This is a genomic window from Ruegeria sp. S263 (genome assembly GCF_056780525.1).
Map to the genome: position 1 here is coordinate 974,847 of NZ_CM165558.1, position 14,352 is coordinate 989,198.

The following is a 14,352-nucleotide window of genomic DNA, read 5'->3' on the forward strand; positions in this document are numbered from 1 at the left end:
CTTGGGAAATACTGATCGGTATCATCAGGAGGTCACGGAATGGCTGACCCGCGCAGATTGATCGATTGTGTTGGATAGGCCAGTTCTGTTCCTGCCGCGCGCACCGTCTCAAGGATTTTGAGCGAAAGACTTTCATTCACACGGAGGAAATTGTCGTATTCAGGGGTAGTCGTCCACGCGTAAAAAATGATGGTTACGGCGCATTCTGACAACCCTTCGACATAGACATGTTTCGGTGCCTCTTCAGACAATTCGAAATCTCCACAGGCCGACAAATGTTCCCGCAACGTATCACGCACCTGAAGGACCTGAGCCTCGGTACTGTCTAGAAGCAACGGTATGCTAAGCATGACCCTTCGATGTCGGCGGTGTGAATAGTTTAGGACAACTGCGTTGGATAACTCGGAGTTCGGAACATGCCGTGGGATCTGATCGAACCCACGGATTAGGGTGGAGCGCAGGTCAATGGATTCGACTGTCCCGACAAACGAACCGTCGATTTGAATCGAGTCCCCAATAGCGAAGCGCTTTTCACTCATGTTATTCATGCCTGCCACAAGATTGCGGATCAGGTCCTGTGTCGCGATAGCCAATCCTGCGCCCAGTACTCCAACACCGGTCAGCGCACCGCTGATGTCGACCCTCCAGACTTCTAGCAGTGACGTAATGGCAAACAGCAAGATGCCAAAACGGGCAACGCGCTCCATCCATCCGGCCTCCATCCTGACTTCTCCAAACCGGTCGCTCTGAAGAAGGGATACAAAAGACCCGCTCAGGTTGTACCACCCTGAGAATACTGCGATCACAGCGATTGAGGCCATAACGCGCCTAAAAATGTCACCAGGCATGTTTGGAACATTCAATGTTTCCAGAACCACAAAAACAGCAAAGGTCACAATCAAAACTGATGTGGTCCGCATCAGTTCGTCAGCTACCTTTTCCGAAAGTTCAATGGACAAGCGTCTGAGAAGTGCCCGAAACATTGCCATAAGCCATCGTGCAAGTGGCCGCCTGCCGATGACAACGGCCAAGAGAAAGATCAAAGAGAGAATTACGCTGCTTTGATTTAGTTCGGCCTGCCAGTGGCTGAAACGTTCCTGCATTTCGACAACTGCGCTCATCGACGGAGATTGAGTTTCTTCCAATTGCTGAACTGGCCTCTCTTTTGGATCATGTAGGTCGTAAACTTCTCAAACGACACCCGAAGTTTGCAGGAGGACAGCATCGGAAACTCTGGGAGAATCTTCCAGCTTTTTCTGGAGTATCGGGATAAATTGCTCCTAATTTGTCAAAGCGGCATACGAATGGGAACTCTTTATCGAATTGCAACCCGAGCTCAACAAGAACTGCGTTTCTACGCGCTTGCCCTAGGCGATCCTTTCCTGCGAGTATCGGTTAATCTGGTGGATCTCCACCGGGTGTTGGAACGCCCTTTCAGCAACCGTGAACCAAAGAGGCCCACATGGTGTCCACAATTCTGGTCTTGCTCCTGATCGCCCTCGAAGCCACTGCCATTTGGTTTGCATGGAGAGCGATCTCGTCGGCGCGAACCTCTCAGGGTGCAGTGGGTTGGGTCGTTTTTCTGATTACTGCCCCGTATCTTGGCGTTCCGCTTTACCTTTTTTTGGGACATCACAAGTTCGACCGATACTTAACTGCGCGCCGCGATAGCGAGGAGGTAATTGACGGAATCAAGACGTTTCGCGAGGTCAATGCCCCCGACGTGCCTACAGAGTTTCCGTCCGAAGCGTTGGAAAGGATATCTGAACTCCCTGTAGTCCGGGGCAACAACATGCGAATCCTATTAAACGGGCAGGAAACGTTCGATGAAATCTTTGCCGCTATTGACGCAGCCCAAGATTACATTCTGGTGCAGTTTTATATTGTTCATGATGATGATCTGGGTCGGACACTGCGAGACCATCTGATCACCGCAGCAAGACGTGCAGTTGCGGTTCGGTTCATGTGCGATCCAGTTGGCAGCGTTAAACTTCCAAACTCCTATCTTAATGATCTCCGTTCAGCCGGCGTGCAAGTAGTTGAACCCGCGCAGATGCGCGGAGCTAAAAACCGATTTCAACTCAATTTACGCAATCACCGCAAGACGGTGATCATCGACGGAACGGTCGGCTTTACCGGCGGATTGAATGTTGGAGACGAATATATGGGGCGCGACCCAAAATTCGGTGATTGGCGCGACACACATGTCGAAATCCGTGGCCCGGTCGTCTCGCAATTGCAACTGGTGTTTGTAGAGGATTGGCATTGGGCAACTGAAGAAATCCTGATTTCGGAGATGAACTGGGAGGCTGGTCACATGGAAGAGAACATGTCCGGATTAATCGTCCCAACTGGTCCCGGGGACGAAATGGAAACCGGTGCCTTGTTCTTTTTCACGGCAATCGCGAATGCCAAACGACGGATTTGGATCGCTTCGCCGTACTTCGTACCCGATACCGATGTGCTCACAGCTTTAAAACACGCTGCATTGCAAGGGGTGGATGTCCGCATCTTGGTTCCTGACGTCATTGACCATAAGATTCCTTGGCTTGCCGCTTTTGCCTTTTTTGATGAAATCCGCGAGGCCGGAGTACAGGTCTTGAGATATAGTTCCGGTTTCATGCATCAAAAAGTATTGGTTGTTGATGATACTTTGGCCGCGATAGGGACAACGAACATGGATAACCGCTCATTCCGGCTGAATTTTGAAGCAATGGCCGTTTTCTTCGATACACGCGCCGCCGGGGCTACAGCCGCGATGCTGGAAAAGGACTTTGAACGGTCGTTTAGGCTAGACAAATTGCTTGCTGAACAGCCCCCGCATATCCGGATTGGCGCCCCGATTGCCCGCCTGTTCGCACCAATTCTTTAGAGATCAAGACCCAGTTGAAGGTAGCGCAAAGCTTAACCTACCCGGTAGAACCGATATTTCGAACCTCGTGTCCACCATCGGTTCACCGTCAAGGTTTAAGTGGAACGGTTTTTCTGTTTCCAACACCGCATGTTTGAAACGGCTACGTTTTACGAGCCCCTCAATCGGGTCACTCAGGTCGGGGAAATGCCCAAAAGACAGGTTTGCAGGTGGCCACTCGTCCGTGGTCAAAACACCCAGATCGAGCAACCCGTCGAACATGTCAGCCTCTGGAGTTACTTCGAACCCACCACCGGCAAAGCGGTTGTTGCCAATTACCAGCGCAGAAACCGACGCCCAGTTATGCTCTGACCCATCCAAAGTAATCAAGGCCTGCGTTGGTTTCAGCTCAGAAACTCGCGCCAATCCGGTAAGGGTGTAGGCTAACCCTCCTAGCCGCTTCTTAATTTCTTTGGGAGTTGTCGCGGTAATCATGGCCCCAAACCCGCCACTGGCGACATTCACGAATGGGCGACCGTTGATAGAACCAATATCTATCGACCGGGCTCTTCCGGTTGCGGCCTGCACCAATGATGCAGAAAGATCCGATCCGTCATCACCATAAGACCTGGCAAAGTCGTTAGCAGTGCCCAGAGGCATAAGCCCCAAAACAATGGTTGGTCCTGCATCGCATCGCAATAGGGCGCTGGTAACCGCGTTGAGTGTCCCGTCACCACCTCCTGCAACAAAGCGCGTCACGCCCTTGGCCAAGTGCTTGTGTATCGTTTTTCGCAACTGTTTACCTGACCAAGGGATAACAATCTCCAGACCAAGCTCCTTTTCCAGTGGTCTGACAGCCGAACGTACGTCAGGTCGGGCCGCAGATTTTCGATTGAGGATGAGGAGTGTTTTACAAACCATGTAGCCGGCCTTTTCCTCTCATTTATTCAGGTTCTTGATCACTGCCTTGGCAACCGTTGTGGCCAACCCAGGGTCAAACGCACCTAAAGGATCACGCGCCATTTTCTTTAGTGCGTCCGTGGCAGCTCTGGCTTCTACTGTTGCCATACAAAATTCGGCTTTGGTTGCCATTGTTTTTAGCCCTCCAAATCTGACCAACCATGTGATCGAGGGTATGATTTACCATCCCACTAGGCCAATATTGCTCAAGTAATTCACATTGGCCCTGAGCGGTGTCTACGCGGTGCCTCCTGAGAGCAAGAAAACTCAATGCCAAATTATGCCCCGAATTCAATTAGATTGCTACTCCCGTAGCGCAGCGCAAATAAATCCAGTGGATTTCATCCAACAGAAACTGTGTTGAACTTCAGAACACTCCAATTGAGCCTCCCCATTTGTATGGACCCACCGTAAAATTAGGAACCGGAGGCCCAAGAACGGCAAACGAGCGACCTTAGCCAGAAGAAATTGTTTCGAAGTTGCGACAGGTTGATGTTCTGATCTGGCAAGGTAGCGGAAATACTATCGTTCGGTGCAAGGCTTAGTTGAGCTCACCGGGGACCAAAAAATCGAGGCGTGAAACTAGGTCGGTGCCTCGATCTCACCGCCAAGCGTTTGAGCTGAACCCCAACTTGAACTTGTGGCCCTGATTGACACCCTAAATGAACGACCAATGCCGACTATTCCGGATGTTCTCAAAGGAGCCCTGCCGGGAGGTGAGTTCTGTATTTGATTCGAATATTGCCAAAATCCACTATTAATTTACACCCTTGCGGCAAAATGACCCGAATGTAATTTCACTAAAATTAAAAAACTTCTATCCTTCGCTCTGGGTGACTCAAAGGATAATTTTTAGAACTGGATGCGCTTTTATTTAGGATCCTGAGACTTTTTTGTGTATTGGAAAAAGAATACAGTGGAAATATTTTCTTAGCGTTGAGAATAGATGAGAACATACATTCTATAGTCTCTGATATTGCGAACTTTCCCGTAATGTCAAAAAAATATAAACTCCCTTGTGTATTTATCCTTGTGGATATTTTTAAGGCGGGTAGTTAAGGTTTTTCTCAAATTATGATATAATTTACCTCCCGAATGTTTCGGTGTTTTGGGTAATGGAGACGGAAAATGAGGTAATATTGTGATTCCATATTCGCACCCCTCGGATGCGGAAATAATTCTATCGTTAGCAGCATTAACACACCCAAATTTGCAAACAAATTATCTGTGGGGTGGTCGAGCATTTGGGGAAAATTAGTATATATTGAATCCTATTCAGGTAAAGATATTTGGGAGATTGATGGGAGATCAAATTTTGCGTGGCCATTAAATTCATTTTTTAGATTTAGTCTCAAAAATAGTACATTTCTATATCGTTCTAGCATCGATACGGCCACTAGATCTATGAAGCCGCCTGACTTCCCTGCACAGTTCGCCTCGTTCTTTGATCAGAAATGTAATGAACTTGTTACATGCAGTATACTTGAGCCATTCCCGAAGAATTTTGATCAAAATTTGGGGGAAATCCAAAAATGGCATTCGCATCTTTTGTGCGATGGAAATCTCTTTTTGGGACGTATCAGCAAATCACAGCTTGAACCTAACGCTTCGGAAACATCCTCGAAAAAGGGTGACCAGGCTGAAGAGGAGTTGTGGAGAGTGCTACATTGCCTCGTCGACCTGCTTCAACCGTCTTGAGGCCTGTCAGGCCATGTATGTCTTCCACGCACTCTTCTAAAAAACTAGGAGAGAAAAATGACACGTGACCACGAAAACAAATTTGCAGCCATCTACGCGAGAGTTTCTTCCACACAGCAGACAAGGGACGGAAATGGGCTCGACTCTCAGATCTTCACCTGTAAAGAGTATGCGCAGAAGGTCGGCAGGCAAGTCATCGGAGTTTTCAAGGACAACATCACCGGTGAGCAGCCTCAACTGACTGGTCCAAGTTGATTGTTAGTGCATCATCGGCCTGTGATCCATCGGGATGATGGTTTCGGGCGCTGGCGGGCGGTAACCCAGAGCACTGTGGGGTCGTTTTGTGTTGTAGTGTTTTCTCCATTGTTCGATCAGGATTTGTGCTTCGCGCAAGCTGTAGAAGATCTCTCCGTTGAGTAGCTCATCCCTGAACCGGCCATTGAAGCTTTCACAATATCCGTTCTCCCATGGGCTGCCGGGTTCGATGTAAGCCGTCTTGGCGCCGACGGCAGCAATCCAGTCTCGGACAGCCTGGGCGACAAATTCCGGCCCATTGTCAGAACGTATGAAACTCGGCACGCCGCGAAGTATGAACAGATCCGTCAGAACGTCGATTACATCGGTCGAGTTCAGTTTCCGCTCGACCCTGATTGCCAAGCATTCCCTACTGTATTCATCAAGGATGTTCAGCGTTCGGAAGGCTTTTCCATCATCGGTTCGGCAATGGACGAAGTCATACGACCAAACATGGTTGCGAAACTCTGGCCGTAGCCGAACACACGACCCATCGTTCAGCCAGAGCCGTCCTTTCTTCGGTTGTTTCACTGGCACTTTCAGCCCCTCCCGTCGCCAAAGCCGTTCAATCCGCCCATCACTGACAGACCAGCCAGCCTCTCTCAGCAGTGCAGCGATCCTGCGATAGCCATATCGACCGTATTGACGGGTCAGCTCGATCATGTCGGCCACCAATCGGTCTTCGTCTGCGCGACCTTCTGGGACACGCCGTTGCGTGGACCGGTGTTGTCCAAGCACGCGGCAGGCGCGTCTCTCGGAAACGTTCAGATGGCTACGAACATGATCGATGCAGGCACGACGACGAGCGGGGCTCAGTAGTTTCCCTTTGCGGCTTCCGTCAGGATCAGTTTGTCCAGCGTCAGATCTGAAACCGCGCGTCTCAGTCGCTCGTTCTCTTTCTGAAGCCGCTTGAGTTCTTTCAACTGATCTACACCCATTCCACCGTACTTCTTTCTCCAGCGGTAATAGGTTTGTTCAACAACGCCGATCTGCCTGATCGCATCAAGACGGGACATGCCTTGCCCCATCAGAACTTCAACCTGCCGTAACTTCGAGACAATCTCTTCGGGCTTTGGTCTCTTGTTTGCCATTCGTGGTCCTCCGTTTCCTAAACATAACGGTGGACCAGTTCAGTGGGGGAGGCTCAATGGTCTGAAAACAGAGGTCGTAAGTCGAAACCCGAAATCCGGTTATGACAGGGTAACAGAGCAGGTTTCGGCACGTTTCGAACCGGCTACACGACTGATGCTGGCGCTTATCCGGCACGCTGAGCTTTGTAAGGCCGAAAGATTCCGATTACAGGCCCGTCACTACGTTGTTGCCGGCCTGAAAAGCCGCGGTGCACGCTCCAGAGCGCTTCGGTCCATAGAAAAGAAACGCCTTATTCGCGTGTTCCGGGAACCAGGCCGGCATCCTGTGATCGAATTGAACAAAGATCACCGCGGATTGGTCATACCATGGCCGAACGACTTTCTTCAGGTAGCACGGAGTGATCGCCCGACTTGACGTCTCGTTGTCCGCTTTTGGACGCTAAGCAGACCCGATGTTGCAACACGCCTACGTCTGCTCTGCGGACAAACTTGCCATCCGCTTCATTTTTCTCATTGTCTGCTAGTGGCGTACGACCGACATCTACGCTTTCCTCGAAAAAGGGGATGGTTTTTCTGCTGCCATTTGGTGCAAAGAAGGACATCTTCGCTCCTACTGACGGATTGGCAACGTGTTGAAGCTCATCAAGAATGCGCGTCTCTATTCACCTGAGCCTGTAGGTTTGGGCCATATTCTCACCGCGGGTAAGCGCATCATTTACCTCGGAAGTAAAAAGCCCGAATTGCCGAACCAGCTTCAGGCAGAGTTCATTGACGTCGAAGGTGCTGCGGTTGTTCCGGGTTTTATTGATGGGCATGCGCATATAACTGGCGGTGGCGGTGAAACCGGACCAGCCAGTCGGGTGCCGCCGCTTGTCCTGTCCTCTTTCACGCGTGCCGGTGTCACTTCAGTCGTTGGAGTATTGGGCACGGACGATCTGACCCGCAACACGCAGACGCTGGTGCAACAGGCCTATGGGTTGCGCGAAGAAGGACTTTCAGCCTGGTGTCACACCGGTGGCTATCACGTCCCACTGACCACCCTCACCGGTTCAGCCCGTGGAGACATCGTGTTCCTTGATCCGGTCATCGGTGTTGGGGAACTGGCGATCAGTGATCACCGGTCGAGCCAACCGACATTGGATGAGTTTCTGCGGATCGCGAGCGAGGCGCATGTCGCGGGTCTGATGACTGGCAAGGCGGGGATTGTGCATTGCCATATGGGAGATGGCGAGCGAGGGCTGTCAATGTTGGAACAGGCTATCGCGACCTGCGAAATCCCCGCACGCGTCTTCAATCCAACCCATGTCAATCGCAACAAACCACTCTTCGAACAGGCCGTGGCACTAGCACGGCACGGATGTTACATCGACGCTACCGCATTCACCTGCGGACATGTCGAGCCGGGCATCTCTGCTGCTGAGGCTTACATTCAGTTTCGCGATTTGGGCGGTCACGCGGACCGTTTCACCATCAGCTCTGACGGTGGTGGCTGCCTGCCCGCCTTTGACCATGAAGGCAATCTGACACGGTTCGGGGTGGGTTTGTCGGACACTTTGCCGGACACGCTGCGCGAACTCACCAACAGAGGAGTACCAATGTCCGAAGCTCTGGCTCCGCTGACCTCAAATGTCGCTGACCTGCTGAAGCTGCACCGCAAGGGTCGTCTGAACGCGGGTATGGACGCTGATTTGGTCGTTCTTGACGAAAACACTGCCGTGCGGCATGTGATGGCCCGGGGGGAATGGCATGTACGCGACGGCCAGATAGCCCGACGCGGCATGTATGAACAGGTTTGAGCGTCCGCGCGGTCCCCGGTGGCTGCCCGCTATAGCACCGGAAGGTAGTTAAGATATGTGCCCTGCACCCGTTGATGCAGAAACCCCGCGCGGGTTCATCATTCCGATCGGCGGCGGTGAAGACCGCGTCAAGGAAATGCAAATACACCGAAAGTTCGTAGAACTATCCGGCGGTGCCGACGCTGATATCGTCGTGATCCCAACAGCCTCGATGCTGGAAGAAACCGGACCGGACTATAACCGCATCTTTTCCGAGCTTGGTGCAGGCAAGGTTGAATTCCTGCCTATCTCGCGCCGCGCCGATTGCGACAACCCGGATTACGCGGGGATGCTGGATCGTGCTACTGGGATTTTTTTGACCGGTGGGAACCAGTTGCGCCTGTCAGCGATTCTTGGAGGCACGCTGGTCGCCCAGAAAATCCGGCGCCGAAACGCGGCAGGGGTGCCGGTTGCAGGAACCTCGGCCGGTGCTTCGATCATGTCCGAGCATATGGTAGCAGGCGGAAGCAGCAACTCTGGTCCAGCCGAAGGCAACATCACGCTGGCTCCCGGTATGGGTTTGACCAACGCCGTCATCATTGATCAGCATTTCACCCAACGCAACCGCCTGGGTCGATTGCTAACCGCTTCATCTTTTAACCCTTTTCTAATCGGATTGGGCGTTGACGAAGACACGGCGGCCTTCATTGGGCCCGATAACGTCTTTGAAGTAATCGGCAGCGGAACGGTTACCGTGGTGGATGCGAGCCAATTGACCCATTCTTCGATGTGGGATGCTCGTCGCGGCGAAGCACTCAGCCTTCTTGGACTTCGGCTTGACGTTCTGGGTGAAGGGTGCCGATATGATCTGACGGCTCGCCAGTCTTTTCCGCCAGATGAGCATATGGCGTTCTGCACATTGCCGGATCTGTCCGGGGATGAGGCTGCCAGCGGGGGGAAACAATAATCTAACCAACGGGGAACCTGATGAAAATAATCTCGACCAATGTCTTTGTCGGCCCGAATGTCTGGGCAAGTTTTCCGGTCATTCGCCACGTCATTGATCTCGGCGTTTTGGAAGATTGGCCTTCGGCCAAAATTGGTTCCGAGTTTATTGATGCATTAACCCAGGCCCTTCCCGGTTTGGCGGAACATGGCTGTTCCTACCGCGAACCCGGTGGTTTCATCCGCCGATTGCGCGAAGATGAAGGTACTTGGCTTGGTCATGTTTTGGAACATTGTGCCATTGAAGTGCAGAACGTGGCCGGTTCGGATGTAACCTTTGGCCGCACGCGCGGCACAGGCGAACCCGGCCAATACAACATGGTTTACGAATACCGCCAGCGCGATGTTGGTCTGGACGCAGGCAAGCTGGCAATTCGGCTGCTGATGCATCTATTGCCGCAATCCCTCAAGGAACAGGTGGACTACGACTTCGACCCGGAATTCAACTGGGATGACGAGTTGCGTAGCTTTGTGCTGCGGGCGCAGCGCAAGGAATTTGGTCCCTCAACGGGCTCATTGGTTAAGGCCGCGCGAGAGCGTGACATTCCTTGGATCAGGCTGAATTCTGGGTCACTGGTTCAGTTCGGGCACGGCAAATTCCAGAAACGCATTCAGGCAACCATAACCTCTGAGACCAAGCATATCTCGGTCGAGATTTCCTGCGACAAGGAAGACACCCACAATCTGCTGAACGATCTGGGCCTGCCTGTGCCGCAGCAACGCATGGTCTATTCCGCGCGTGAAGCCGTGCGCGCCGCCGCACGGATCGGGCACCCGGTGGTGGTCAAACCGCTCGATGCCAATCATGGGCGCGGTGTTTCGATCAACCTGAACTCGGATGAAGAGGTCGAGGCAGGCTTTGCCGAAGCCAAGGAACATTCCCGCAGCCGCGCCATTCTGGTGGAAAGCTTCATCACCGGGTTCGATCACCGGATGCTGGTGGTGAACAACAAGCTGGTCGCGGTGGCCAAGCGCGTGCCAGGCCATGTGGTAGGCGATGGCACGCACACGATTGCCGAACTGGTCGATATCGTGAACGAGGATCCGCGCCGTGGCATCGGGCATGAAAAAGTGCTGACCATGCTGGAGATCGACAATCAGGCCAAACGCCTGATGGAAAATGCGGGCGTGACGGAAGAAACTGTGCTGCCTGACGGCGAGGTTTTTTATCTGCGATCAACCGCGAACCTGTCGACCGGCGGCACGGCCATTGATCTGACGGATGTGGTGCACCCTGACAACCGTGACATGGCCGAGCGTGCCATCATGGCCGTCGGACTGGATGTGGGCGGTGTCGATTTCCTTATCGACGACATCACCAAATCCTACAAGGATATCGGCGGCGCGATTGTCGAGGTGAACGCCGCCCCCGGTTTCCGAATGCACGTGGCACCGTCCGAAGGTCAGCCGCGCGACGTGGCGGGCAAAGTGATCGACATGCTGTTTCCGGCCACCGAGGAAACCCGCATCCCCATCGCGGCAATCACCGGAACCAACGGCAAGACGACAACTTCAAGGATGCTGGGGCACATCATTAAAACCAGCGGCAAGACCGTTGGCATGACCTCGACCGATGGTGTTTATGTTGACGGCAAGCTGAGCGTCAAGGGCGACATGACGGGACCCAAGTCGGCACAGATCGTTCTGCGCGACCCGGCTGTTGATTTTGCGGTGATGGAAACCGCACGCGGCGGACTTGTGCGGTCGGGTCTGGGCTATCAGCGCTCGAACGTAGCGGCCTGTCTGAATGTCTCGGCAGATCATCTGGGCCTTGGCGGCATCAACACGGTTGAGGAGCTGGCCGTTGTCAAACGCGTGGTGGTGGAAAGCGCCACCGACACGGCCGTTCTGAATGCCGATGACATCAACTGTCTGAAAATGGCCGACTATGCCGGTGCGGATCAGATCTTTTATGTCACCACCAACCCGGGGCACAGCCTGGTCAAGGAACATATCAAAGCAGGCGGCAAGGCCATTGTGCTTGAAAAGGGCATGAATGGTGAGATGCTGACCATTTATGACAACGGTCTTCATATCCCGGTACTGTGGTCGCATCTGATCCCGGCGGCATTGGAAGGCAAGGCCATTTTCAACGTCCAGAACGCAATGTTCGCCGCCGCGATGGCCTATAGTTTCGGAGTGGACCTGGACAATATCCGCCACGGGCTGCGCACCTTTGACACCAGCTATTTCCAGGCACCCGGGCGGATGAATGTCTATGACGAGCACCCCTTCAAGGTGATCCTCGACTATGGCCACAACCCTGCCGCGCTCAAGGCGATGGCGGCGCTGGCCGATCAGTTGGAGGTCAAGGGCCGAAGGCTCTGCGTTGTTGCGATGCCCGGCGACCGGCGCGATGAGGATATCATAGACGGGGCCGCCGCATTGGCAGGGCATTTTGATCATTTCATCTGCAAGGCAGATGACCGCCGCCGCGGCCGTGGACACGACGAAGTGCCGCAAATGATGCGGCAGGCCCTGATCGACAACGGCGTCGATGATGCCGCGATTACGATCATCCCGGATGAGGTCGAAGCGGTGACTGCAGCGTTGGAACAGGCCGCACCGGGCGATCTGCTGGTGATTTTCGGTGATGACACAACGCGCTGCTGGAAGCAGATCATCTATTTCAACTCCGATAGCGAAGCGCCAGTCACAGAGGCTGCGCCGGTGGCAAGCCCCATCGACACCTCGTTCGAGGACATGTTCGAAAGCGACCAGAACCTGATCCGGGATGCGCGCGGCGTGCGCCTGGCCCGCGACATCAGCGAAGACGCGGATTGAGCGGGGGTACCGGAATGGACCGGATCGAAGAGCTTGAAAACGCGCTGACAATTGAAAGCGCGTACGCCGATCATATCCGGGTAGACGATGCCCGACGCTTGACCGGGCCGGGACTGTTGTGGAACCGCCCCGGCGCGGTGATGGATGTGTTTTTCACCGATATCGGCACCGCGCAGGTCACCGCTTTGTGGGAAAAACACGCGCGCCGCGTGCTGGACGGGCTTGGCTGGCAGGATCAGGATGTAACCCACCGCAGTTTCAACGGTGGCGTCAATCTGGCGATTTCAGCGCCGATGGATCAGCTCTATTCCGCAATCTTCGCGGTGCAAACCGTCTGGCATTTCTGTGCTGCCGAACTGTTGGCATCCGAGCCCGGCGATTTCGATCAGATGGTTGCGGATGTCAAAAGCGTTATGGAGAAGGAAGCCAATCCCGCGCTGATCGCCCTGATTGCGGCAGCAGAGGCGCATGGTGTGGATATCCTGTGCGATGATGACGAAGTGTCGATCGGGCACGGTACTGGCAGTCAGACCTGGCCGGTCGATGCGCTGCCTACCCCCGATGACGTGGACTGGTCGGCTCTGCAAAATATCCCGGTGGCCTTCATTACCGGAACCAACGGCAAAACAACCACAACCCGTTTGCTTGAGGCGATCGCGCGCGCTTCTGGCAAGGTTGCCGGGCTGACCTCGACCGAATTTGTGCGGGTGGGAGACGACATTCTCAACCGTGGCGATTATTCCGGCCCTGGCGGCGGTCGAATGCTGTTGCGTGACAAAAGGCTGGAGGTCGCCTGTCTGGAAGTCGCGCGCGGAGGTATCCTGCGCCGGGGTCTGCCGACCCGCGCGGCAACGGCAGCGGCGGTCACCAATGTGGCAAACGACCATCTGGGGCAATACGGGGTCAACACGGTGCCGGAACTGGCTCAGGCCAAATTCGCCGTGCATCGCACGCTGGCGGAGGGTGGCGTGCTGGCACTGAATGCCGATGATGAATTTGTCCGTGCCGAGGCGGCGAATACATCTGCGAATATCTGGTGGTATTCGCTGGATGCGCAGAATGACCTGATCCGTCAGGCCCGCGATGTGGGCAAGTGCTGTGCCTATGTGCGGTCGGGAAAAATCGTCTTTTTCGATGGTGCGGCCGAACGGGTGGTGATCGCCGTCGCCGATGTGCCCCTGACCATGGGGGGCGTGGCAAAATACAACATCCTTAACGCCCTGGCGGCCTTATGCCTTGCCCTGGCATTGAACCTGCCCGTTCAGGCAGCTCGAAAGGGGTTGGCCGGGTTCAAGCCCGACGCCAGGGACAACCCGGGCCGTTGCAACGAGTTTCTCTATAATGGCGCGCGGGTTTTTGTGGATTTTGCCCATAACCCGCATTCGATTTCGGCCGTTTGCGATGCCCTGTCCAGCCTGACGGCAAAACGGCGTTTTATAATGCTCAGCCATGCCGGGGACAGATCCGATCAGGATATCCATAACGTCACTGCGACGGCGCTGAACTTCAAACCCGACGTGGTCGTCGCAACAGAACTTGAGGGGTATCTCAGAGGTCGCGAATTGGGTGACATTTCTGATCTGATCGAACGGGCAGCGTTGGAGCATGGGTATGGTGCGCACCAAATACTCAGAGCTTCTTCTCCCACACAAGCCGCTTCAATGATACTTGAAAAGCTTGAGCCGGGAGATGTTGCCTTGCTGCTGGTTCTGTCCGATCGCGACGCCGTTCTCGCGATGCTCGACGGATAAACAGAGCCGGGTGCCGGTCTCACGCAATTGTAAATAGCACACGGCGATGTAAACGCGCGAAAATGCAAACAGGCAGGGAAGTATGCAGCAAAAGTGTTGCACCTTCGATCTGAGACCGATTGGAGGCGGACTACGGTGCAGAA

The 14,352-nt window shown here is 53.9% G+C and carries 11 protein-coding genes; 6 read left to right on the plus strand and 5 right to left on the minus strand.

The window, feature by feature from the left end; translation table 11 throughout:
- Nucleotides 1-32: 32 nt before the first annotated feature.
- Nucleotides 33-920: a mechanosensitive ion channel family protein gene (locus ACT2B1_RS04780; protein WP_282021409.1), complete on the minus strand. Its 888-nt coding sequence runs from the start codon at nucleotides 918-920 to the stop codon at nucleotides 33-35.
- Between the two features lie 542 nt (nucleotides 921-1,462).
- On the opposite strand from ACT2B1_RS04780, the gene cls reads away from it, so the two are divergent.
- Nucleotides 1,463-2,872 (plus strand): cardiolipin synthase, encoded by a 1,410-nt coding sequence (gene cls / locus ACT2B1_RS04785; protein ID WP_481668667.1) that lies wholly within the window; start codon nucleotides 1,463-1,465, stop codon nucleotides 2,870-2,872.
- A 3-nt stretch (nucleotides 2,873-2,875) separates the two neighbouring features.
- Here cls and ACT2B1_RS04790 read toward each other — a convergent pair whose 3' ends face one another.
- Together ACT2B1_RS04790 and ACT2B1_RS04795 are read right to left on the minus strand one after the other, a co-directional pair.
- Nucleotides 2,876-3,772, minus strand: coding sequence for a YegS/Rv2252/BmrU family lipid kinase (locus ACT2B1_RS04790; RefSeq protein WP_481668668.1), 897 nt, complete (start codon nucleotides 3,770-3,772; stop codon nucleotides 2,876-2,878).
- Between the two features lie 18 nt (nucleotides 3,773-3,790).
- Nucleotides 3,791-3,943 (minus strand): hypothetical protein, encoded by a 153-nt coding sequence (locus ACT2B1_RS04795; protein ID WP_481668669.1) that lies wholly within the window; start codon nucleotides 3,941-3,943, stop codon nucleotides 3,791-3,793.
- A 1,623-nt stretch (nucleotides 3,944-5,566) separates the two neighbouring features.
- Here ACT2B1_RS04795 and ACT2B1_RS04800 point away from each other — a divergent pair.
- Complete coding sequence (locus tag ACT2B1_RS04800; RefSeq protein WP_481668670.1) at nucleotides 5,567-5,764, plus strand: recombinase family protein; 198 nt, start codon at nucleotides 5,567-5,569, stop codon at nucleotides 5,762-5,764.
- Nucleotides 5,765-5,767: 3 nt separating this feature from the next.
- Here ACT2B1_RS04800 and ACT2B1_RS04805 read toward each other — a convergent pair.
- Nucleotides 5,768-6,894 (minus strand): IS3 family transposase gene (locus ACT2B1_RS04805; protein ID WP_480721046.1). Its coding sequence is split into 2 segments (ribosomal slippage): nucleotides 5,768-6,630 and nucleotides 6,630-6,894, totalling 1,128 coding nucleotides; the frame shifts between segments, so codons are not numbered across the junction.
- A gap of 359 nt (nucleotides 6,895-7,253) precedes the next feature.
- Entirely contained in the window at nucleotides 7,254-7,496 is a 243-nt protein-coding gene (locus ACT2B1_RS04810) for a hypothetical protein (protein ID WP_481668671.1), read from the minus strand.
- Nucleotides 7,497-7,523: 27 nt separating this feature from the next.
- On the opposite strand from ACT2B1_RS04810, the gene iadA reads away from it, so the two are divergent.
- From iadA to ACT2B1_RS04830, 4 genes are read left to right on the plus strand one after another with little or no spacing between them, the layout of a single operon-like run.
- The gene (gene iadA / locus ACT2B1_RS04815) at nucleotides 7,524-8,690 is read left to right on the plus strand and encodes a beta-aspartyl-peptidase (protein WP_481668672.1); all 1,167 of its coding nucleotides are present in this window, start codon (nucleotides 7,524-7,526) and stop codon (nucleotides 8,688-8,690) included.
- A 55-nt stretch (nucleotides 8,691-8,745) separates the two neighbouring features.
- Complete coding sequence (locus ACT2B1_RS04820) at nucleotides 8,746-9,636, plus strand: cyanophycinase (RefSeq protein ID WP_481668673.1); 891 nt, start codon at nucleotides 8,746-8,748, stop codon at nucleotides 9,634-9,636.
- Nucleotides 9,637-9,656: 20 nt separating this feature from the next.
- Nucleotides 9,657-12,458, plus strand: coding sequence for a cyanophycin synthetase (gene cphA / locus ACT2B1_RS04825; protein ID WP_481668674.1), 2,802 nt, complete (start codon nucleotides 9,657-9,659; stop codon nucleotides 12,456-12,458).
- A 14-nt stretch (nucleotides 12,459-12,472) separates the two neighbouring features.
- On the plus strand, nucleotides 12,473-14,209 hold the full coding sequence (locus tag ACT2B1_RS04830; RefSeq protein WP_481668675.1) for a Mur ligase family protein: 1,737 nt from the start codon (nucleotides 12,473-12,475) through the stop codon (nucleotides 14,207-14,209).
- Nucleotides 14,210-14,352: the final 143 nt, after the last annotated feature.

Coding starts and splice junctions, on each gene's coding strand:
- ACT2B1_RS04780 (WP_282021409.1), bottom strand. CDS start 920: ATGCGGACCACATCAGTTTTGATTGTGACCTTTGCTGTTTTTGTGGTT.
- cls (WP_481668667.1), top strand. CDS start 1,463: ATGGTGTCCACAATTCTGGTCTTGCTCCTGATCGCCCTCGAAGCCACT.
- ACT2B1_RS04790 (WP_481668668.1), bottom strand. CDS start 3,772: ATGGTTTGTAAAACACTCCTCATCCTCAATCGAAAATCTGCGGCCCGA.
- ACT2B1_RS04795 (WP_481668669.1), bottom strand. CDS start 3,943: ATGGCAACCAAAGCCGAATTTTGTATGGCAACAGTAGAAGCCAGAGCT.
- ACT2B1_RS04800 (WP_481668670.1), top strand. CDS start 5,567: ATGACACGTGACCACGAAAACAAATTTGCAGCCATCTACGCGAGAGTT.
- ACT2B1_RS04810 (WP_481668671.1), bottom strand. CDS start 7,496: ATGTCCTTCTTTGCACCAAATGGCAGCAGAAAAACCATCCCCTTTTTC.
- ACT2B1_RS04820 (WP_481668673.1), top strand. CDS start 8,746: ATGTGCCCTGCACCCGTTGATGCAGAAACCCCGCGCGGGTTCATCATT.
- cphA (WP_481668674.1), top strand. CDS start 9,657: ATGAAAATAATCTCGACCAATGTCTTTGTCGGCCCGAATGTCTGGGCA.
- ACT2B1_RS04830 (WP_481668675.1), top strand. CDS start 12,473: ATGGACCGGATCGAAGAGCTTGAAAACGCGCTGACAATTGAAAGCGCG.